We start from the raw sequence: 21,129 nt of genomic DNA, 5'->3' as shown, positions 1-21,129 counted from the left end.
ATTTCCGTTTCACTCGGACGCTTTCCGCGGGCGCTGTCTCAGCCTCCACGCTTCGCTGTGGGGACTTCACCTAACGCTGTTTCCGCTGAAGACGCCGCGTTCCACTCCAATCAATAGTGTGTAGATCTTAACTTTAAGATGGAGCAGAGAACGTTGCGAGATAGTTATAGAATGTTGCGTAAAAATAAAACGTTGCGTAAAAGCGTGGAGATGTTGCGTATAAAGAACAGAAGGTTGCGCAAATGGCTTCGAACGTTGCGAGAAAGACATAGAATGTTGCGTATAAAGAACAGAAGGTTGCGCAAATGGCTTCGAACGTTGCGAGAAAGACACAGAATGTTGCGTAAAAATAAAAGGTTGCCCAAAATTACTTGTGATTTATCGGTCACTTATTTGCGGAATGGTAAATTTATCTTCTAAATGTAATTATTTTTCTCAATGGATTCATCTCACTTATTTTTTATGGAAACGCAAAACGCAAGAATGTTGTTCAACGTGATGAACAACATTCTTGCGTTATTAATTTAATACTTTTTCACTTATTATCTGTCTAGCTCCTGCGCTATTCAGGGCTGACATAGGCGCTTGCGCTTTTCAAATTAAAACTGTAATTGCTCTTCGATATATGCTTTTACATCAGCGATTGGCATTCTTGTTTGTTCCATTGAATCACGGTGACGCACAGTTACTTGGCCATCTGTTTCTGAATCGAAGTCATATGTGATACAGAAAGGAGTCCCGATTTCATCTTGTCGACGGTAACGTTTACCTATTGACTGAGATTCATCATAGTCCACCATGAAGTGCTTACTTAAATCTGCGAATAATGCAGTTGCACCTTCAGACAATTTTTTAGAAAGTGGTAAAATTGCAGCTTTAACTGGTGCTAGTGCTGGGTGGAAACGTAAGACTGTACGAATATCTCCGCCTTCTAATTCTTCCTCATCAAATGCGTCACATAGGAATGCTAAAGTTACACGATCAGCTCCTAAAGATGGTTCAATACAGTAAGGGACATAACGTTCATTTGTAACTGGGTCAATATAATTGAAATCTTCCCCAGAATGTTCCATATGCTGTTTTAAGTCAAAATCTGTTCTATCTGCAATACCCCATAGCTCACCCCAACCGAATGGGAATTTATATTCGATATCTGTTGTTGCGTTTGAGTAATGAGAAAGTTCGTCCTCTGAATGGTCACGTAAACGAATAGTATCCTCAGATACCCCTAAATTTAATAGCCATTCTTTACAATAATTACGCCAGAATTCAAACCATTCCATATCTTCGCCAGGCTTGCAGAAGAATTCTAGTTCCATTTGTTCGAACTCTCTTGTACGGAATGTGAAGTTACCTGGTGTAATTTCGTTACGGAAACTTTTACCTACCTGTGCAATTCCGAAAGGCATTTTTTTGCGCATAGAACGTTGAACGTTTTTATAATTTACAAAAATACCTTGTGCAGTTTCAGGGCGTAAGAAAATTTCATTTGTAGAAGCTTCAGTTACGCCTTGGAATGTTTTGAACATTAGGTTGAATTGGCGGATTTCTGTGTAATCGAAAGCACCACATGATGGACAAACAACATTGTGTTCTTTCATTATTTCTTCCATCTTCTCGAATGAAAGACCGTCAATTACCATTTCAATACCTTTTTTGTCTAGCGCATCTTCAATAATTTTATCGACGCGGTGACGTGATTTACATTTTTTACAGTCAATCATTGGATCATTAAAGTTCCCGATATGACCAGATGCTACCCAAGTTTTTGGATTCATCAAAATAGCTGCATCTAAACCTACATTATATGGTGATTCTTGAACAAATTTTTTCCACCAAGCTTTTTTGATGTTATTTTTTAGTTCTACACCTAGGGGACCGTAATCCCATGTATTAGCTAGACCTCCATAAATTTCGGATCCAGGAAATACAAAACCTCTTTGTTTTGCTAAACTAACTACGTTTTCCATTGTAATTGTCATTTGAAAACCTCCTTAAAATTCTGTGATTAAACCCGGAAAACAAAAAACTCGTCTCCGGGCAATAAATGCCCGGGGACGAGTGATTAACCCGCGGTTCCACCCCGATTGATTGTTAAAAAACAATCCTCTTTAAATGCATAAGCTCCGAGCTGCCGTTTTCCTACAATGTGGGCTTTCACTAACCCCACTCGCTTAAGATGTAGTACTTATAATGCTCTTCAACGCTTTATTATTTGTAGCTATTGTATCACGAGCTACTTTACTTCGCAATCATCTTGGAAATAGTATATAATAAATCAGTATGAAGTATAACACTTTGAGGCGGTGAGTCCAATCGAACTCAACAAACGGCAAAATGAAATTTTGGACATAGTAAAAGGAAACGGTCCTATCACTGGCGAACAAATTGCGGAGCGACTTAGTTTAACTAGATCAACATTACGTCCAGATCTAGCTATATTAACGATGGCAGGTTTTTTAGATGCTCGTCCACGTGTGGGATACTTTTATTCTGGCAAAAAAACAAGCCAAGCAATTTCAGATAATATTGCACAAATGATGGTGAAGGATTTCCAATCAATACCAGTAGTTGTTGATGAAAGTATGATGGTGTATGATGCTATATGCCATATGTTTTTAGAGGATGTAGGGTCATTATTTGTATTAGATAAAAATTCATTGCTTTCAGGAGTTCTTTCAAGAAAAGACTTTTTACGAACTAGTATTGGCAACCAAGATTTAAACAAAATTCCAGTACATATGATTATGACAAGAATGCCTAACATCACGTATTGTTTGAAAGAGGATACTCTTATTGAAGTGGCCAAAAAATTAATGAGTCGGCAAATCGATTCCCTACCAGTTGTAAAAGAAGGAAAAGATGGTTTAGAAGTAATCGGTAGAATTACAAAAACTAACATTACTCGGGCCTTTTTATCTTTATCCGATGACCACGATCTATAAGGAGTGAAACGATGAAAATGCTAAACCTGTTTATAGTCTCGGATTCCATAGGAGAAACGGGCGAACTAGTAGCAAAAGCGGCAATAAGTCAGTTTAGACCTGGTCTACAGCATACAAAATTCAAAAGATTCACTCATATTGATTCTTTAGATCATATTAAAGAAATTACTGAACTTGCAAAAGAGCAAGGGGCAATAATTTTGTATACACTTGTGCAAACTAAAATGCGTCAAGCATTAATAGAATATTGTAAGTTATACAATTTAGAGTCTGTTGATCTAATAGGACCAGTTATTAATCTATTTGAAAAAGAGCTAGATGAAAAACCTTTTGAAGAGCCTGGTTTAGTAAGGAAGTTAGATGAAGACTACTTTAAAAAAATTGAAGCAATTGAATTTGCAGTAAAATATGACGATGGAAGAGATCCTAGAGGTTTACTCCAAGCTGATATTGTTCTTATAGGGGTATCTAGAACATCTAAAACACCATTATCTCAGTATTTGGCGAACAAAAGATTCAAAGTAGCAAACGTTCCACTTGTACCAGAAGTAGATCCACCGGAGCAACTTTTCCAAGTAGATCCTGCTAAATGTGTAGGATTAGTCATTACTCCAGAAAAACTAAATTCTATTAGAAAAGAAAGATTAAAAGCAATTGGTTTAAATGATGATGCAAGTTATGCTAAAATAGAAAGAATCAATGAAGAAATTGTTCACTTTGAGAAAATCGCTAAAAAGATTGGTTGTATAGTAATTGATGTGACGAACAGAGCTGTGGAAGAGACTGCTAATGTAGTAATCAATCATATACAACAAAAATAATTTAGAAGATTTTTTAAACCGATTCACGATTGTGAAAAGGTTTTTTCTATTGTCTATAGAATATATAAAGATAGATTAATAGTTTAAAATGTTTTATAATAGTTATTTGTGGAAAATAACCATTATAAAATTATTTATATGATTTTTTTGTCGATTCTTGCAGGATTTTTCTTTCCTTTCACGAATTATTAAAGTAGCAAGTAAAGATGGTGAAAAAGTGTCAGGTCGTATAGAAGAAGAGGTAATCGAACAAGTTAGAAATAACAATGATATTGTCGACGTCATAAGCGAATATGTTCAACTAACCAAAAGAGGTCGAAACTATTTTGGTTTATGTCCTTTTCATGGTGAACAGACACCGTCTTTTTCAGTAACACATGAAAAGCAAATTTTTCATTGCTTTGGTTGTGGAGCTGGTGGAAATGTAATTACATTTTTAATGGATATTGAAAATCTTTCCTTTCAAGATGCGGTAAGTAAACTTGGTAGTCGAATTGGATTGACTATCGAAGAAAGTTCTTCTGGTGAAACAGAGTCGAAAGCTCCTGTTTCAAAAGAGGTTTCCCTCATGAAAAAAGCGCATGAGTTTGCAAGCGATTATTTTCATCATTTGCTGCTTCATACAGAAGAAGGAGAAAATGCATTACATTACCTGGAGGAAAGAGGGTTTTCTAAAGAGATTATCGAAAAGTATAAAATAGGATGGTCCCTTCCAAAATGGGATGCATTAACTACCTTACTTGAACGGAAAGGTATGGATTTACAAGAAATTGAGAAAACTGGTCTTATTGTCCGAAAAGAAAATGAATTAAAGTATTTCGATCGGTTTCGTGGGAGAATTATGTTTCCAGTTTTTGATGAAACTGGGTATGTTATTGCCTTTTCCGGTAGAATACTTGAAAAGAATGAAAATGAAGCCAAGTACCTAAATAGTCCAGAATCTCCTATATTCCAAAAAAGTCATGTGCTTTATAATTTAGATAAAGCAAGACTAGATATTCGAAAACAACGTAATGTCATTGTTTTTGAAGGTTTTCTTGATGTGATTGCTGCATCTAAGGCAGGAATTGGGAACGGAATTGCAACTATGGGTACCGCACTGACGTCTTCTCATATAACCAAACTAAATAGACTTACTTCTCATGTCACACTTTGCTTTGATGGTGACCGTGCTGGTATGGAAGCAGCTAAAAAAGCTTCTACTGCTTTACAGGCCCAACAAATACAAACGGAAATTGCAATAATACCAGATGCAATGGATCCAGATGATTATATTAAAAATTATGGGGAAGAAGCATTTCGAACAAAGATTATTGAAAAGCCTCATTCTTATTTATCATTTATGATGATTGTTTCAAAAAGAGACAAAAATTTTAACAATGAAAATGATACTTTACAGTATATCCAAGAGATATTGGAAATACTGAGTGATAGAAGTTCTTCAGTTGAACGTGATTTGTATATTCGTCAGCTTTCACAAGAAACTAATGTATCAGAAGAAGCAATTTACCAACACTTGCGTAAAATCCAAGGGAAAAAAGCAAAACAATCTAAGCAAGAATCTTCTATCCCTTTAACAATTACACCAGAAATGCCGAAGCTAAAGAAAGCAATATCTGCGGATGAAAGAGCAGAGCGAATATTACTTTCCCATATGCTTCATAATCCTAGCGTAATTGATGTTGCAAGAAGGAATTTGGAAGATCAATGTTTTATCAGAGACGCTTATGAAGTAGTGTTTGTTCGATTAACTGGATTTTACGAAGAGTATCCAGATGGTGATTACCAACGTTTTTTAGAAGTGTTAAATGATGCGGAATTAAGAAAAATAGTAATGGCAGCAGCGCTCTCAGAACGTGATCCAGAACATGAAACTGAGGAAGTCATGGACTGTTTGCGCCATATACGAAAATACCGGATTGAACTGCGTATTACACGTAAGTTACATGAAGCAAAAGAAGCAGAAAAAATGAGTGATATTTCCAAGGCATTAGAACTGGCTCAAGAAGCGATACAGTTGAGAAAGTCGTTGGAAACTTTAGAGTAACTATCCGGTAGTAAAAGGAGGAATTCTTATGGCGGACAAGTCCGAACGTACAAAAGAATCAGATATTGAATTATCATTAGAAGAGGCAAAAAAACAATTAATCGAGTTAGGTAAAAAAAATGGTGAGTTGACATATCATGATATTGCAGAAAAATTAGCTCATTTCGAACTTGAATCTGATCAAATCGAAGAGTTCATCGACAATCTTGAAGGTAGAAATATTGAACTTAGCCGTAAAGATGGTGATGAAGAAGATTTGGATCGTTTAATGAAAGGGAAAGAAGAGACCTTTGATTTAAATGATTTAAGTGTACCACCTGGAGTCAAGATTAATGACCCCGTTCGTATGTACTTGAAGGAAATAGGGCGAGTAGACTTACTAAAAGCTTCTGAAGAGGTTGCCCTAGCTGAACGTATTGAGCAAGGGGATGAAGAAGCTAGAAAACGTCTAGCGGAAGCAAACCTTCGATTAGTTGTAAGTATTGCTAAACGTTATGTTGGGCGTGGCATGCTATTTTTAGACCTTATCCAAGAAGGTAATATGGGGCTTATCAAAGCTGTAGAGAAATTTGATCATCGTAAAGGATTCAAATTTAGTACTTATGCAACATGGTGGATTCGTCAAGCAATCACACGTGCAATCGCAGACCAAGCTAGAACAATCCGTATTCCCGTGCATATGGTCGAAACAATAAACAAATTAATTCGCGTGCAACGCCAATTATTGCAAGATTTAGGTCGTGAACCTTCACCAGAAGAAATTGGAGAAGAAATGGACTTACCAGCAGAAAAAGTTCGAGAAATATTAAAAATTGCTCAAGAACCTGTTTCTTTAGAAACTCCTATTGGGGAAGAGGATGATTCTCATTTAGGCGATTTTATAGAAGATGCAGATGCACAGTCTCCTTCTGATCATGCAGCTTATGAGCTCCTGAAAGAGCAATTGGAAGATGTATTGGATACTCTTACAGACAGAGAAGAAAACGTATTACGCTTGCGTTTCGGTCTGGATGATGGTCGTACGAGAACGCTTGAAGAGGTAGGTAAAGTATTTGGAGTTACGCGTGAGCGTATTCGTCAAATCGAGGCAAAAGCACTAAGAAAACTGCGTCACCCGTCTAGAAGTAAACGTCTGAAAGACTTTTTAGAATAGTATGGAAGACATCCACTGTGGATGTCTTTTTCTATATTCTATGAATCTATAATACTGGTTTAACCAGATGAAAAGAGGACTAGATATGTCGCTGCAGCGAAAGCAAATTATTATGAATGAAATTGCTTTTTGGAAAAAAAACAGACTACTACCCGAACATTATTGTGATTTTCTTTTAGCATTATACGCCCAAGGAGAAAATCAAGAAGATGAACAAGTGGAGAATTCATCTAAGGCAGTATTAGCAAACAAACAAAAAAATAAAATAATATTGTATATAATAGTCGGTTTATTAACCGTACTTTTATTAGCATCTATGTTTATCGTGACAACCGCAATTTTTATACCTATTATTCTTGTTGCAATTGCTATTCTGTCCTTTTTATACATAGCTATTAAACTAGTAAGAAACAAATCAGTGATGGCTCCATTACTGTTTGTATTTTCTGCTCTTTTATTATTAGCATTATCCTTTAAAATATGGGATGTTTATTTTGGGGATAACCCATTAATATTAATCGGTTTAATCTTCGGGAATTGTTTGTTATGGCTATTTTCTGGATTACTGCTGAAGCTAGTATATTTTAGTATTTCAGGTATATTAGGCCTGGTGTTAATTATTGGTTATTTTATTTTCAACTAATTTATTCGCAATTCAACTCTCTAATTAAATCGACAAAATCCTTTAAACGTCAACAATTATTCACATTTGTGATTGATTGTTGACGTTTTTTTAATATAAAAAGTTAACGAACAATTGTAAATAATACTTGAAATTGAAAACCCTTTCAATATATAATCATTATAAACCGATTTACTAAACCGATTTATAAAATTATTTATAGGGAGCAGAGTCAATGGATAAAAATTTTGGAGTACTAACTTTGGGCGATGCTTTAATCACATTTAATCCTTCGGTAACAGGACCAATGAGATATGTACCGACATTTACTAGAAAGGTTGGAGGAGCTGAACTGAACTTTGCTATAGGCTGTGCTCGACTCGGACTGAATTCTAAGTGGGTAAGTCGCCTAGGTGGCGATGAGTTTGGAAGAGTTATCTATAATTTTGCACGTGGAGAGGGTATTGATGTCTCTGAAGTGAAATTGGTCGAGGGTTATCCTACATCCTTGAATTTTAAAGAAATTCGCGAAGACGGATCAGGTAAAACCTTTTACTACCGATACCAGTCTCCAATACTAACAATGGAACCTAATGATATTACGGAACAAATGCTTGAAGGAATAGATCTTGTTCACTTGACTGGTGTTTTCCTTGCTATCGATCCAAAAAATTTAGACATAACGAAAAAAGTACTAACTCTAGCTAAACAAAATAATATTCCGGTTTCGTTTGATCCAAATATAAGATTGAAACTGTGGACTATTGAAGAAGCAACGGAAGCATATATGGATATTTTCCCCTATGTAGATATACTACTTACTGGATTAGATGAGATTGAGATGATCATTGGTACTTCAACAGAGCAGGCTTTGGTTGAATGCGCGAAACGCTTTGAGATTTCACAGTTAGTTATAAAAGATGGTGGTAATGGTGCAAGAGTATACACAAATAACAATTGGTATATAGAAGAGGCATTTAAAGTGAATCCAATAGATACAGTTGGAGCAGGAGACGGCTTTGATGCTGGATATATCTATTCATACCTTCATGCCTATGAACCAAACGAGAGACTGAAATTCGCAAATGGAGTAGGGGCACTTGTAACAACCGTTTCCGGAGACAATGAGGGACTTCCTGAACTGTCGGAAGTACTTGCTTTTATTCGAAATGAGAAAGTGATTGAGCGATAAGGAGGAAATATACAATGACAAAATATTCAACATTGGCAAAAGTTACTGAATCTAAAGTAGTTGCTGTTATTAGAGGAAATAGCGCAGAGGAAGCAATTCAATTAACAAAAGCTGCAGTCGAAGGTGGAATTCGAATTATTGAGTTAACCTACACAACTCCTCAAGTTCAAAATGCATTTGAAGAGCTTCAAGAAATAGATGCGGTTTTAGGTGCTGGTACAGTACTTGATGCAGAAACAGCTCGACATGCGATTTTATATGGTGCAAAATTTGTCGTTAGTCCGCATTTTAGTGAGGATGTAGCAAAAGTTTGTAATAGATATGGTATTCCATATTTACCAGGATGTATGACAATTCGGGAGATGGTAAAAGCGTTAGAGGCAGGATGCGATATTTTGAAATTGTTCCCTGCAAATAATTTTGACCCTTCATTTATTAAATCAGTGAAAGGTCCTTTACCACATGTACAAATAATGCCGACAGGTGGCATTAACGCTAACAATATGCAGGAATGGCTTGATGCTGGCGCAGTTGCAGTAGGAGTTGGAAGCGATTTGAACAAAGCTTATAAAGCTGGTGGATATGAAGCAGTTGTGGAAGCAAGTAAAAAGTATATAGATGCTAGTAAAAAGTGAGAGGAGAGAGTAAATCATGAATATGACTTTTCGTTGGTACGGAAGAGGTAATGATACAGTAACACTCGAAAATATTAAACAAATTCCTGGTGTTAAAGGAATCGTATGGGCTCTTCATCAAAAGCCTGCTGGAGAAGTGTGGGACAAAGAAGAAATTAAAGAGGAAATCGATTATATAAATTCATTTGGTTTTCATACCGACGTTGTTGAAAGTGTGAATGTCCATGAATCTATTAAATTAGGAAACGCAGAACGTGATCAATATATTGAGAACTACAAGCAATCAATTCGAAATCTAGGTGAATATGGAGTAAAGGTAATTTGTTATAATTTCATGCCAATATTCGACTGGACACGTACGGAAATGTTCCACCCACTTGAAGATGGATCAACTGCATTGTTTTTTGAGAAAACAAAAGTGGAGAATTTGGATCCTCAAGAATTAGTTAGAACAGTTAATGAATCATCTGACTTATCTCTACCTGGATGGGAACCAGAAAGAATGGCTCATATTGCTGAATTATTCGAAGCATATAAGGAAGTAGATGAGGCTAAGCTTTGGGATAACCTAGCCTACTTTTTGAATGAAATTCTCCCTGTAGCAGAGGAAGCTGGTATTAAAATGGCCATTCATCCGGATGATCCTCCATATTCAATTTTTGGTCTGCCACGTATTATCACTGGGGAAAAAAGCTATGAAAAACTAATTGCTATTTCGGCTTCATCATCTAACGGATTTACAATGTGCACTGGTTCGATGGGTGCAAATCCGGAAAATGATATGGTCCAAGTTGCTAGAAAATACGCAGCACGCTCACCGTTTTCACATATTCGAAACGTGAAAATTTATGAAAACGGTAACTTTACTGAAACTTCGCATTATACAACGGATGGTTCAATTGATGTAAAAGGTGTAGTGGAAGAGCTAAATAAACAAAATTACGAAGGTTATGTTAGACCAGACCACGGTCGTCATATTTGGGGAGAGGTTTGTCGTCCTGGCTATGGCTTGTATGATCGAGCTCTAGGTATTATGTATTTGCTTGGACTATGGGATGCTTTTGAAGCGAAAAAGGAGGTAACAAAATGATTCCAATTCATGAAAATCTAAATGGTCGCGTTGCTGTAATAACAGGAGGCGGCGGTGTATTATGCTCAAGAATGGCCGTTGAGTTAGTGCGTCATGGTGTGAAAATTGCAATTTTGAACAGAACTGCTGAGAAGGGTCAAAAGATAGCAGACGAAATTACATCTAATGGTGGAATTGCGATTGCTATAGAAACGGATGTATTGAATCGTGAGTCTCTTGTTCGAGCTAAAAAAACTGTTTTAGCGCAATTTGGCCGAGTAGATATTCTGATTAATGGAGCGGGTGGTAACCACCCAGATGCGATTACGGGACCTGAAAAATACGAAGAAGATGCTGCAGGTAAATCATTCTTTGATCTAGACGAAAATGGGTTTTCAGATGTCTTTTCTTTGAATTTTACAGGTACATTTCTACCGAGCCAAGTTTTTGGTAAAGAACTATTAAAGGCAGAATCTCCGACTATTATCAATATCTCATCAATGAGTTCATATGCGCCGTTAACCAAGATTCCGGCATATAGTGCAGCAAAAGCATCTATTAATAATTTTACAATGTGGATGGCTGTTCATTTTGCAGAAGCCGGATTACGTGTAAATTCAATCGCACCTGGATTTTTTGTAACTACACAAAATAAAGATTTATTGCTTGATGAAAACGGCAATTATACAGCAAGATCTAAGAAAATTATGGACGCTACACCTATGAAGAAATTTGGTAAGCCTGAAGAATTACTAGGAGCATTGTTATTTCTAGTTGATGAATCATATTCGTCATTTGTTACTGGTACAACTATGGCTGTTGATGGTGGTTTTATGGCTTACTCAGGGGTATAAGCATTATGAAAAACATTACGATTGCGGATGTAGCAAACCATGCACAAGTTTCTAAAAGTACTGTATCTCAATATTTAAATAAACGATATGAATATATGAGCGAGACAACACGAAAAAAAATAGAAAAAACTATAAAAGAACTAAATTATAGACCAAATATTGTTGCTCGAAGCTTAAAACAAAAATCGACTTTTACGGTTGGAGTCATTGTAGCTAATATTCTTCATACATTTTCGACTCAAATTATTCGCGCAATAGAAAATAATTTTCAACAACAGGGTTTTCATATTATTGTTTGTAATGCAGATGATGAACCGGAAAAAGAAAGAAATTATATTGAAATGTTGATGGCCAAACAGGTCGACGGTTTTATCATCTTCCCCACAGGCGGTAATGTAGATTTATATAAAGAAATGATTAGCCAAAACGTGCCACTAGTATTCATGGATAGAATGATTGATGAAATGGACATACCAACCGTTATGCTTGATAACATGGACGCTTCAAAGCTTGCCGTAGAAAGTTTAGTTGAAAAGGGCTATAAACGTATATCCATTATAACTACTTCAATCATTCGAAATATTAGTCCTCGTGTAGAAAGAATACAAGGCTACAAGAAGGCGTTAGAGGATTTAAATATGCCAGTAGTGGCTGATTATATCAAATCTCCAGACATAGATAAATTAAATTTAGCTTTAAATGAATTATTTCAATTAAGTGCGCCACCTGATGCGATTATAGCTGGGAACGATCGGGTCTTAATCGATGTATTGAGTTATATCAAACAACATGATTTAAAGATTCCAGAAGACATAGCAGTAATTGGAATTGATGAAGTATCGTTCGCAAGCTTTTTCACTCCAACGATTTCTACAATTTCTCAACCAACCGTGGAAATGGCAAATCAAGCGGTAAATCTATTGTTAAATCAAATTAATCAAGACCAAGGGGTGGATGGGAACGGGATTTATCGTTTAAAAGCAACTTTAAATTCCCGAGAATCCTATTAGTTTTAAAAGAATTATAGGCAAGGATAATCTATACATGTTATAAAATCATCTCAATGAAAATTGAAAAGGGTTAGGGGAAATAAATATGGATTGGTTTATCGAATACGCTCCAATAATCTGGGTAGTACTAGGGGTGGCACTTTTACTATATCTAAATATAGTTGTAAAACTAAATAGTGTTTTGGCTCTATTAATTGTTGCTATTTTAGTAGGTATATTAAATGGTTTAACATTAGACGCAGTAATTTTATCTATAAAAACTGGATTTGGCGGGACATTAGGAAGTTTAGCAATAATTATTGGTATGGGTGCTGTACTAGGGAAATTAATGGTAGATTCAGGGGCTGCTCAACGTGTAGCATCCACCTTACTGAATAAATTTGGAGTAAAGAATGTTGAATGGGCGATATTAATTGTAGGTTCTATATTTGGAGTTTCCGTTTTTTATGAAGTGGCATTTATCATTCTAGCACCGCTCGTTATAAGTATTGCCATTGAAGCGAAAATACCCTATTTACGATTAGGGATGACGATGGTAGCTGCCGCAACGATGGCGCATAGTATTTTCCCGCCACAACCAGGGCCAACTGCACTTGTAAATGCTTATGGTGCTGATATGGGAATGGTATATATTTTAGGTATTGTTGTGGTAGTTCCATCCGTTATTTGTGCTGGTATTATCTTGCCAAGAATGTTGCGGAATCTGGATTTACCTATTCCACCACTTTTGAAAAAATCAAAACAATTTTCAGAAGATGAAATGCCTGGATTTGCAGTTAGTTTAATAGTTCCTTTATTACCAGCAATTATTATTACTGCAGCTACTATCATCAATATTTTTGTTGCTAAAGAGTCAACATTCTCTCAAGTTGTTAATTTCTTTGGTAGTGCTGAAATTAGTATGATTCTTGCCGTGCTAGTATCGATTTATGTTTTCGGTACAAGAAGGGGCAGATCCATGAAAGATGTGATGGGTTCGTTCTCTGGAGCTATTGAAGGAATTGCAATGATTGTATTCATAGTTGGTGCTGGTGGGGCATTCAAGCAAATCATTTTGGATACAGGTATTGGTGATTTTATCGCTGGAATGATGCAAAATACTAGTGTATCTCCACTGATCATGGCATGGTTAATTACAGCGATTCTTCGTATTGCAACTGGGACAGGCGTTGTTTCTGCTATTACTGCAGCAGGAATAGTAGGTCCACTTATACATACGTTTGACGTTAATCCAGTACTAATGGTTTTAGCAACTGCAGCAGGAAGTAACACTATCACACATGTAAATGATGCATCCTTTTGGTTGTTTAAAGAGTATTTCAACTTATCTATTAAAGACACGTTTAAAACATGGGGACTTCTTCTATTCACCAACTCTATTGTAGGATTAGGAGTCGTGTTATTACTTAGCTTGTTTATATAATTCTCTTATATCTGCTTTTCTATTCTACTGTTTAGTAGGATAGGAAGGCATTTTTTGAAAGATTCAAATAAGCTCTATACAATCATTGATACTGCTTATTTTCGTTTTATGCAAAGGAACAAAGGCTAAGAGCGTTGCCTCGCGATCGCAACGCCTTCGTGACTAACATTTTGTTGGCCTCCGCAGGGTGAGCGATGAACCAACACCGACGCTTGCGCGTTCGCCTGTGATGTTTCATGTATCTAGCTCATCCTGAGTCGCCCCCTTCCACTATGATCAATATAGGAAGTAGTGCTCGACAATAAAAGTTAGCATAGCCGTCGCTTAGATGATAGGATTTGTTTAAGTTAAATGTAGTAATAATAGCATCATCATCCTAGTTATCACCTATTAAATGAGGAATTAAGTTAGGAAATTTATTTTAGAATAGTGGGATTTAGAAGAATGATAAGTCTTTACTTAATAAAAAAGGAGAAGCACCAGAAATTGTTTCTTCGTGCGCTTGTTCTATTTGAAAGAAAGTATCTTTTCTCTAGTTATCCAAAAGGCTCTAACCTGTTTCTAAAATTTGTAGGAGGGCGACGGACAGATGAACTCCTACAAATTAACTGCTTCTTTAAAAATCAATCGGTAATAATATAACGACTCGTCTGTTCAAAGCCTACTGAAAACTGTAGAAACAGGTTTTGACCTTTATGTTACTTGTGCTTTTATGTGCTTTTCTTACGATAAATCTTTGAATTTCTAGTATTTTTAGTATAATAGAAATGTAAGCGTTTTTATTTACAAAGGGGATGAAAGAAATGAATTTTGATTTGACACAGGAACATAAAATGATCCGTAAAACAATTCGTGAGTTTTCGGATGAGGTTGTAGCTCCAGGAGCAATTGAGCGCGATAAAACAAAGGCATTTCCAAAAGAAATCTTTAAACAACTAGCCGACATGGGGATGATGGGCTTACCGTTTTCAGAAGAGTATGGCGGAGCAGGAGCAGATACTCTTAGTTTTGCGATCGTTACGGAAGAGCTAAGTAGAGCATGTGCTTCCACAGGAATTACATACTCTGCGCATATATCACTAGGTGGTGCACCACTTAATTTATTTGGTACAGAAGAGCAAAAACAAAAATACTTGGTTCCCGTTTGTACAGGAGAATCATTTGGTGCTTTTGGGTTAACAGAGCCTAACGCAGGGTCGGACGCAGGCGGTACACAGACAACCGCAAAAGAAGAAGGCGATCATTATGTTATTAATGGAAACAAAGCCTTTATAACAAATGCTAGCTATGCAAAACACTTAGCTCTAACAGCCATTACTGCTGTAAAGGATGGAAAAAAAGAAATTTCCGCTATTATTGTTCCAACAGATTCAGAAGGTTTCTCTGTTATCGATAACTACGAAAAAATGGGGCTTAATGCATCTAACACAACGGAGCTAGTTTTAGAAAACGTACGTGTGCCTCAGGAAAACTTGTTAGGTGAAAAAGGAAATGGATTTAAACAATTCCTTGTAACGCTTGACGGGGGTCGGATTGGCATAGGGGCTATGGCAGTAGGTATTGCTCAAGCAGCTTTTGACAGAGCTCTTCGTTATTCTAAAGAGCGCAAGCAATTTGGGAAGACTCTTTCTGAGTTTCAGGTAACTCAATTTAAATTGGCTGATATGGCTATGAAGATTGAACTTGCACGTACAATGGTACACAAAGCAGCATGGTTGAAAGATCAGGGGCGTGCATTTGGTAAGGAAGCTTCTATGTGTAAACTATACGCATCCGAAATTGCAATGGAAGTAGCAGATCAAGCTATTCAAATACATGGTGGATATGGCTATATGAAAGAGTACGAGGTAGAGCGATATATGCGAGATGCTAAACTACTTGAAATTGGTGAAGGAACCTCTGAAGTACAGAGAATGGTAATAGCTCGACATATTGGTTGTTAAATGAAAAAAAACACGAAAATTATGTCTAAATTGTCACAATGTAAGAAAACTTATCCCATAAGACTTTTCGTTTTAACTAGAATGCAGTACAATGTAAATGTTGACTAATTCTATATTAGAAAAGATTGTATTAAAAGGGAGGGTTAACTATGCAAAGAAATCCAATAATTCCATTTATCCTAATTATGGCTTTTGGTATTGGTCTAATTTTCTTCTTGTCTATGGACGGCGTAGGGAACAAAGAAGAAATGGCTGCAACTGAAGAGCATGCAGAAGGAACAGAAGGCGGAGAAGATGCGTCTGCTGGAGAATTTGATCCGGAAGCTCTAGCTCAAGGAAAATGTATCGGTTGTCATGGTAATAGTTATGAAGGTGGGATGGGCCCATCGTTAGTTGAAACTTCATTGTCCGAAGATGAAATCAAAGACGTTTTAGCAAATGGTAAAGGTGCAATGCCAAAAGATTTAGTACCTGCTGAAAACATTGACGCTATGGCGGCATGGGTTAAATCTTTAGAATAGTATTTGACTAAAAGACCTTAGATTCTGTAAAAGAATCGAGGTCTTTTTTCTTTTTTGCTATAATAGTTATAGAAGAGGTGTTGAAATTATGAATGCAAAAAAATTATCGGATAGACTAACAACGGTCGCTTCCTTTGTAAGAGAAAATACTATTTTAGCGGATATCGGTAGTGATCATGCATATTTACCATGTTTTTTAGTACATGAAGGTGTCATTACAAAAGCTATTGCCGGGGAAGTAGTAAAAGGTCCATTCGAATCTGCCCAAAAACAAGTGATAAGTGAAGGTTTACAACAAAATATAGACGTCCGTTTCGGAAATGGGTTAGAGGTAATTTCGGATGAAGATAATGTTCAAACCGTAACTATAGCTGGAATGGGTGGTCCACTCATAGCCTCCATTCTAGAATCTGGTAAAGGAAAACTTTCCAAAGTAGATACACTAATTTTACAACCTAATATACATGCCAAAGCTATAAGAGAATGGGCTGTTCAAGAACAATGGAAGATAGAACAGGAAGTAATTCTAGAAGAACACGATAAAATATATGAGATTCTTGTATTAAAAAAAGGCAGCATGAAGTTATCAGAAAAAGAGTTACTAGTTGGTCCAATCCTTAGTAAAGAAAAATCGCCTATTTATCTAAAGAAATGGAGCAATGAACTAAATGAGTGGCAACGAATAGTAAATGAGCTAAATAAAATACAAGGAACTGAGGTACATCAAAAAAGAGAAGAACTCGAAAATAAGATTGACTTAGTGAAGGAGACTTTATAAACGATGAAGGAAACAAATGGACAACATATTATTTCCCTTTTCGAGCAATGGGCACCAAAATCGTTGGCGGTTGATGGTGATCCAGTAGGTTTACAGATAGGCAAGCTAACTAAAACTGTTTCAAAAGTTTTGGTTACGTTGGACGTGAATTTGGAAACAGTAGAAGAAGCGATTACAAATGGTTGCGAGCTTATTATTGCACACCATCCTCCCATTTATCGTGGATTAAAAAATATGAGAACAGATTTACCACAAGGAATTTTAATCGAGAAATTGATAAAGCATGATATTGCTGTTTATGCTGCACATACGAACTTAGATATCGCAACAGGTGGAGTAAATGATTTACTTGCTACCGCCTTGCAATTAGAAAATGTAGATATATTAGAGCAAACTAACTCAGAACGACTGATGAAGTTATCGGTGTTTACACCTAAACAATCCACCGAAGCTGTAAGAACTGCATTAAGTATTGCAGGTGCAGGTCAAATCGGGGATTATCAGTCCTGTAGTTTCACCTCAAGTGGAGAAGGTAGGTTTAAGCCCACAGATTTAGCAAACCCTTATATTGGTAAAGTGAACGAATTAACAATGGTTGAAGAGGATAAGATTGAAGTAGTTTTTCCTGTTTCTTTGAAAAATAAGATTTTAAGAGCATTATTAACAAATCATCCATATGAAGAGCCTGCATATGATTTAATATTGCTGGAATCAGAAGTAAACAAAATGGGCCTAGGAAGAATTGGGACATTGCCTGAAAAAATAACATTATCTGGATATGCTCAAGTAGTCAAAAAGCAATTAAATGTACCTTTTGTTAGAGTTGTAGGGGATTTAACGAAGGAAGTACAAAAAGTTGCTGTACTTGGTGGAGACGGAAATAAATATATACAGACTGCTAAAAGAGCAGGAGCTGATGTGTTTATAACAGGTGATTTGTATTTCCATGTAGCGCAAGATGCAGAGGCTATCGGATTATCGGTTATCGATCCAGGACATCATGTAGAACAAATTATGAAAAATGGGGTTGCGGAGTATATGAAAGAAGTATGTGTTCAGAATAAACTTTCCGTTGAATTCCTTCCTTCAAAAGTTTCTACAGAGCCCTTTCAATTAATTTGATTTGAAAAAAGCTGCTCAAAAGAGAGCAGCTTTTTCTATTTAACTGTATAGGGTTCAATGCGATTTACAGGTTTTGGAACTTTAATTTTAGGTAGAATCTTTTCTGGTACTGTTTTTTTCGTTGTATCATGAGTTTCCGGATCATTAGGATCATACTTTTCTAGAAATTGAATAACCTCTTTTACTATAGGTGTAGGGGTGGAAGCACCTGCTGTAACAGCTACATGAGAAATATTGTCTAACCAATCCAATTTTAAATCAGAAATGTCGCCAATTCGGTAAGAAGGAGTTCCCGCAATTTCCTCTGAAACTTGTGTCAGTCTATTAGAATTATTACTCATTGGATCACCTACTACTATTAAAAGGTCAGCTTCTCCAGCTTGTTCAGCAACTGCTTCTTGTCGAACCTGAGTGGCCAAACAGATTTCTTTATGAACTTCAATATGCGGGAACTTTTCTTCTAATTTTTTCATCAAATCTACAACATCCCACTGTGACATTGTAGTTTGATTGGTAACGAGTAATTTATCTGTAGAGATCTTTAAACTTTCAACGTCCTCTATCGTTTGAACAAGGTGGACTTTATCGGGTGCTACACCAATTGCACCCTCTGGCTCTGGGTGACCTTTTTTGCCAATGTAAATTATGTCAAATCCTTCAGCGGTTTTTTCTCTTATGAGATCATGGGTAACTGTAACATCCGGACATGTTGCATCTATTGAAACTAGCCCCTTTTTACGAGCTAATTCTTTTACTTCTGGCGACACACCGTGGGCGGTGAAGATAACGGTGCCTGTATCTACTTTAGACAAAATATCTAAGCGATTTTCTCCATCTAAAGTTATTATTCCATCATTTTCGAATGCATCTGTTACATGCTTATTATGGACGATCATTCCCAATATATATATTGGCCTCGGAAGAGAAGTATCTAATGCAGCATTACGAGCAATAACCATTGCATCCACTACACCATAACAATATCCTCTAGGCGAAATTTTTTGTACAATCATTTTACGTAACTCCCTTCAATACGAGCATACTCATATTATAGCGGAGCATATGGATGATTACAAAAGTTTAAATTGGAGGTTGGAAAATCCGAGGAATGGATGCTCCGGTTGGTAAAGAAGTTGCAGTACTTGCAGCAGTAGCTGCGCTAGCGGCTGTGGAGGCGGCAGAAGCACTTACATTACCAACAGCCGCCGCAGTTGTAGCAGCAGGAACAGACTGAAAACCACGATATAATTTCAACAGAGCAGGAACGTTTTGAATCATAGGAGCGAATTGTCTAACCATAGGCGTAAGCTGTTGAGCTGTATTTAAAAATTTGTCTGCTGTTTGTAAGTAGCCCATTGTTTTGGACACTGGTTGGCCCTGTTGAAAGCCTCCTGTGGGTGCTGATTGAAACTGACTAAAAAAATTAGTTGCAGGTCCTGCAGGTGCAGGTGCAGGTGGTGGGGGAGCTTGATTTCCTCCAAAAAAGTCGAAGGAATTATTCGGAACATTTTGGGGACCAGAATTGGACATGCCAAAAAAATCATTTCCCCTATTTTGGGCGAACGGATAAAAAGATTGGTAGCGCATTTTTTCATCTCCTTTCGAACAACAAAGACTATTCTATTCTATGCAAATTATACGTTTTATGTACAATCGTGGTACAATAAAGAAATGTGAGGGAGTGACGTAGGATGTCCAAATATACAGATTATAGTTTTCAGCCTTTTTTACTAGATGCAATAGAAAAATTAGGCTTCCAAGAACCAACGCCAATTCAAAGAGAAATGATTCCACTTGTTTTAAAGGGGAAAAGCGCGATTGGTCAAGCACATACTGGAACAGGAAAAACACATAGTTTTTTGATCCCAATTGTTGAAAAAATAGATGCTAGTAAAAAAGAAGTACAAGCAGTTATTACATCACCAACAAGAGAGCTTGCAACACAAATTTATAATGAGTTGAACAAGCTAGTAGAAGGCACAGAAATTCAAACAAAATTATTTATTGGTGGGACTGACAAAGCCCGGTCAATAGAAAAACTAAAAACACAACCACAAATTGTTGTTGGAACTCCAGGTAGACTTCGTGATCTTACAGTAGAGCAAGCGTTACTTGTTCATACTGCAAATGTTTTAGTTGTAGACGAAGCGGATTTAGCTTTCGATCTTGGTTTTATCAATGAAATCGATCAATTTGCATCTCGCATGCCTGAAAAACTAGAAATGTATGTGTTTTCTGCTACAATTCCAGAAAAATTACAACCTTTCTTAAAGAAATATATGGATTCACCAGTCCATATCAAAATAGGCGAGAAACGTCGAGTAGCTGAGGGCATTGAATTTATTGTAACTCCAGTTCGAAGCAAATCTAGAAAAAAACGTTTACTGGATGTTATGGAAGGTATAAATCCATACCTAGCCATTATATTTGCAAATACGAAACAACATGCAGATGAAGTAGCAAATTATTTACAAGGTAACGGGGTTAAAGTTGGTGTAGTCCATGGTGATATATCACCTCGTGACCGTAAACGAGTGATGAAACAAATACATGATCTAGAGTTTCAATATATTGTTGCAACGGATCTAGCTGCACGAGGAATTGATATTCCTGGAGTCAGCCATGTGATTAATTATGAAATTCCAGATGATTTAGAGTTTTTTGTTCACCGTGTCGGAAGAACAGCACGTGCTGGAATGACTGGTATTGCTATAACACTCTACGAACCATCTGACGAGGATGCTTTAGTACGTCTTGAGAAAATGGGTATTCCTCTCGAACATAAAGATGTGATTAATGGAGAATGGTCAGAACTTAAAGAGCGCCACGCACGAAAAAACCGTACGAAAAATGAAAACGAAATAGATGCAATAGCTAAAGCCCAAGTACGTAAGCCGAAAAAGGTTAAACCAGGCTATAAGCGTAATATGAAATGGGAAATGGATAAAGTGAAGAAAAGAGAGAGACGTATTAAAAACCGTAAAAAATAAGGAG

General features: G+C 36.6%; 19 protein-coding genes. 16 read left to right on the top strand and 3 right to left on the bottom strand.

Features of this window, described 5'->3' with window-relative positions:
• Nucleotides 1-599: 599 nt before the first annotated feature.
• Nucleotides 600-1,982 carry a glycine--tRNA ligase gene (locus ACN6MX_RS11415; protein ID WP_419959044.1) on the bottom strand — a complete coding sequence of 461 codons (1,383 nt, stop codon included), beginning with the start codon at nt 1,980-1,982 and terminating at the stop codon, nt 600-602.
• Between the two features lie 324 nt (nt 1,983-2,306).
• Here ACN6MX_RS11415 and ACN6MX_RS11410 point away from each other — a divergent pair, with 324 nt between their 5' ends.
• The 15 genes from ACN6MX_RS11410 (at nt 2,307) to ACN6MX_RS11340 (ending at nt 18,135) form a co-directional block, all read left to right on the top strand.
• Complete coding sequence (locus ACN6MX_RS11410) at nt 2,307-2,945, top strand: helix-turn-helix transcriptional regulator (RefSeq protein WP_419959043.1); 639 nt, start codon at nt 2,307-2,309, stop codon at nt 2,943-2,945.
• Between the two features lie 11 nt (nt 2,946-2,956).
• Nucleotides 2,957-3,766, top strand: a complete 810-nt coding sequence (locus tag ACN6MX_RS11405) for a pyruvate, water dikinase regulatory protein (RefSeq protein WP_419959042.1) — start codon at nt 2,957-2,959, stop codon at nt 3,764-3,766.
• Nucleotides 3,767-3,983: 217 nt separating this feature from the next.
• On the top strand, nt 3,984-5,813 hold the full coding sequence (dnaG, locus tag ACN6MX_RS11400) for a DNA primase (RefSeq protein WP_419959041.1): 1,830 nt from the start codon (nt 3,984-3,986) through the stop codon (nt 5,811-5,813).
• 28 nt (nt 5,814-5,841) lie between these two features.
• Nucleotides 5,842-6,966, top strand: a complete 1,125-nt coding sequence (rpoD, locus tag ACN6MX_RS11395) for an RNA polymerase sigma factor RpoD (protein WP_419959040.1) — start codon at nt 5,842-5,844, stop codon at nt 6,964-6,966.
• An 85-nt stretch (nt 6,967-7,051) separates the two neighbouring features.
• Nucleotides 7,052-7,609 carry a hypothetical protein gene (locus ACN6MX_RS11390; protein ID WP_419959039.1) on the top strand — a complete coding sequence of 186 codons (558 nt, stop codon included), beginning with the start codon at nt 7,052-7,054 and terminating at the stop codon, nt 7,607-7,609.
• A gap of 214 nt (nt 7,610-7,823) precedes the next feature.
• Entirely contained in the window at nt 7,824-8,780 is a 957-nt protein-coding gene (locus ACN6MX_RS11385) for a sugar kinase (protein ID WP_419959038.1), read from the top strand.
• A 14-nt stretch (nt 8,781-8,794) separates the two neighbouring features.
• On the top strand, nt 8,795-9,415 hold the full coding sequence (locus ACN6MX_RS11380; protein ID WP_419959037.1) for a bifunctional 2-keto-4-hydroxyglutarate aldolase/2-keto-3-deoxy-6-phosphogluconate aldolase: 621 nt from the start codon (nt 8,795-8,797) through the stop codon (nt 9,413-9,415).
• A gap of 16 nt (nt 9,416-9,431) precedes the next feature.
• Nucleotides 9,432-10,505, top strand: coding sequence for a mannonate dehydratase (uxuA, locus tag ACN6MX_RS11375; protein WP_419959036.1), 1,074 nt, complete (start codon nt 9,432-9,434; stop codon nt 10,503-10,505).
• Complete coding sequence (locus tag ACN6MX_RS11370) at nt 10,502-11,338, top strand: SDR family oxidoreductase (RefSeq protein ID WP_419959035.1); 837 nt, start codon at nt 10,502-10,504, stop codon at nt 11,336-11,338. The genes uxuA and ACN6MX_RS11370 overlap by 4 nt, the downstream gene beginning before the upstream one ends.
• Before the next feature lie 5 nt (nt 11,339-11,343).
• Nucleotides 11,344-12,348 carry a LacI family DNA-binding transcriptional regulator gene (locus ACN6MX_RS11365; protein ID WP_419959034.1) on the top strand — a complete coding sequence of 335 codons (1,005 nt, stop codon included), beginning with the start codon at nt 11,344-11,346 and terminating at the stop codon, nt 12,346-12,348.
• Between the two features lie 85 nt (nt 12,349-12,433).
• Nucleotides 12,434-13,771, top strand: coding sequence for a gluconate:H+ symporter (locus tag ACN6MX_RS11360; protein WP_419959033.1), 1,338 nt, complete (start codon nt 12,434-12,436; stop codon nt 13,769-13,771).
• A gap of 803 nt (nt 13,772-14,574) precedes the next feature.
• Nucleotides 14,575-15,714 carry an acyl-CoA dehydrogenase family protein gene (locus tag ACN6MX_RS11355; RefSeq protein WP_419959032.1) on the top strand — a complete coding sequence of 380 codons (1,140 nt, stop codon included), beginning with the start codon at nt 14,575-14,577 and terminating at the stop codon, nt 15,712-15,714.
• A gap of 149 nt (nt 15,715-15,863) precedes the next feature.
• The gene (gene cccA / locus ACN6MX_RS11350) at nt 15,864-16,235 is read left to right on the top strand and encodes a cytochrome c550 (RefSeq protein WP_419959031.1); all 372 of its coding nucleotides are present in this window, start codon (nt 15,864-15,866) and stop codon (nt 16,233-16,235) included.
• An 88-nt stretch (nt 16,236-16,323) separates the two neighbouring features.
• Nucleotides 16,324-17,013 (top strand): tRNA (adenine(22)-N(1))-methyltransferase, encoded by a 690-nt coding sequence (locus ACN6MX_RS11345; protein WP_419959030.1) that lies wholly within the window; start codon nt 16,324-16,326, stop codon nt 17,011-17,013.
• 3 nt (nt 17,014-17,016) lie between these two features.
• Nucleotides 17,017-18,135, top strand: coding sequence for a Nif3-like dinuclear metal center hexameric protein (locus tag ACN6MX_RS11340; RefSeq protein WP_419959029.1), 1,119 nt, complete (start codon nt 17,017-17,019; stop codon nt 18,133-18,135).
• A 35-nt stretch (nt 18,136-18,170) separates the two neighbouring features.
• On the opposite strand, the gene ACN6MX_RS11335 is transcribed toward ACN6MX_RS11340, so the two are convergent.
• Nucleotides 18,171-19,148: a 4-hydroxy-3-methylbut-2-enyl diphosphate reductase gene (locus ACN6MX_RS11335; RefSeq protein ID WP_419959028.1), complete on the bottom strand. Its 978-nt coding sequence runs from the start codon at nt 19,146-19,148 to the stop codon at nt 18,171-18,173.
• 67 nt (nt 19,149-19,215) lie between these two features.
• A complete protein-coding gene (vrrA, locus tag ACN6MX_RS11330) occupies nt 19,216-19,722 on the bottom strand; it encodes a VrrA/YqfQ family protein (RefSeq protein WP_419959027.1) in 507 nt (168 codons plus the stop codon).
• Between the two features lie 104 nt (nt 19,723-19,826).
• Here vrrA and ACN6MX_RS11325 point away from each other — a divergent pair, with 104 nt between their 5' ends.
• Entirely contained in the window at nt 19,827-21,125 is a 1,299-nt protein-coding gene (locus ACN6MX_RS11325; protein WP_419959026.1) for a DEAD/DEAH box helicase, read from the top strand.
• The last annotated feature ends 4 nt before the right edge of the window (nt 21,126-21,129 follow it).

The sequence above is a fragment of the Psychrobacillus sp. BM2 genome, assembly GCF_048572895.1.
Lineage (GTDB): Bacteria > Bacillota > Bacilli > Bacillales_A > Planococcaceae > Psychrobacillus.
The sequence above is the reverse complement of the archived record's forward strand: the minus strand, read 5'-3'. Positions and strand labels throughout refer to the sequence as shown.

Excerpts from the sequence above, each read along its gene's own strand:
- rpoD (WP_419959040.1), top strand. The coding sequence starts at position 5,842 with ATGGCGGACAAGTCCGAACGTACAAAAGAATCAGATATTGAATTATCA.
- ACN6MX_RS11325 (WP_419959026.1), top strand. The coding sequence starts at position 19,827 with ATGTCCAAATATACAGATTATAGTTTTCAGCCTTTTTTACTAGATGCA.
- ACN6MX_RS11360 (WP_419959033.1), top strand. The coding sequence starts at position 12,434 with ATGGATTGGTTTATCGAATACGCTCCAATAATCTGGGTAGTACTAGGG.
- ACN6MX_RS11345 (WP_419959030.1), top strand. The coding sequence starts at position 16,324 with ATGAATGCAAAAAAATTATCGGATAGACTAACAACGGTCGCTTCCTTT.
- ACN6MX_RS11380 (WP_419959037.1), top strand. The coding sequence starts at position 8,795 with ATGACAAAATATTCAACATTGGCAAAAGTTACTGAATCTAAAGTAGTT.
- ACN6MX_RS11340 (WP_419959029.1), top strand. The coding sequence starts at position 17,017 with ATGAAGGAAACAAATGGACAACATATTATTTCCCTTTTCGAGCAATGG.
- vrrA (WP_419959027.1), bottom strand. The coding sequence starts at position 19,722 with ATGCGCTACCAATCTTTTTATCCGTTCGCCCAAAATAGGGGAAATGAT.
- ACN6MX_RS11405 (WP_419959042.1), top strand. The coding sequence starts at position 2,957 with ATGAAAATGCTAAACCTGTTTATAGTCTCGGATTCCATAGGAGAAACG.
- ACN6MX_RS11335 (WP_419959028.1), bottom strand. The coding sequence starts at position 19,148 with ATGATTGTACAAAAAATTTCGCCTAGAGGATATTGTTATGGTGTAGTG.
- ACN6MX_RS11365 (WP_419959034.1), top strand. The coding sequence starts at position 11,344 with ATGAAAAACATTACGATTGCGGATGTAGCAAACCATGCACAAGTTTCT.
- ACN6MX_RS11390 (WP_419959039.1), top strand. The coding sequence starts at position 7,052 with ATGTCGCTGCAGCGAAAGCAAATTATTATGAATGAAATTGCTTTTTGG.
- ACN6MX_RS11415 (WP_419959044.1), bottom strand. The coding sequence starts at position 1,982 with ATGACAATTACAATGGAAAACGTAGTTAGTTTAGCAAAACAAAGAGGT.
- ACN6MX_RS11355 (WP_419959032.1), top strand. The coding sequence starts at position 14,575 with ATGAATTTTGATTTGACACAGGAACATAAAATGATCCGTAAAACAATT.
- cccA (WP_419959031.1), top strand. The coding sequence starts at position 15,864 with ATGCAAAGAAATCCAATAATTCCATTTATCCTAATTATGGCTTTTGGT.
- uxuA (WP_419959036.1), top strand. The coding sequence starts at position 9,432 with ATGAATATGACTTTTCGTTGGTACGGAAGAGGTAATGATACAGTAACA.
- ACN6MX_RS11385 (WP_419959038.1), top strand. The coding sequence starts at position 7,824 with ATGGATAAAAATTTTGGAGTACTAACTTTGGGCGATGCTTTAATCACA.
- ACN6MX_RS11370 (WP_419959035.1), top strand. The coding sequence starts at position 10,502 with ATGATTCCAATTCATGAAAATCTAAATGGTCGCGTTGCTGTAATAACA.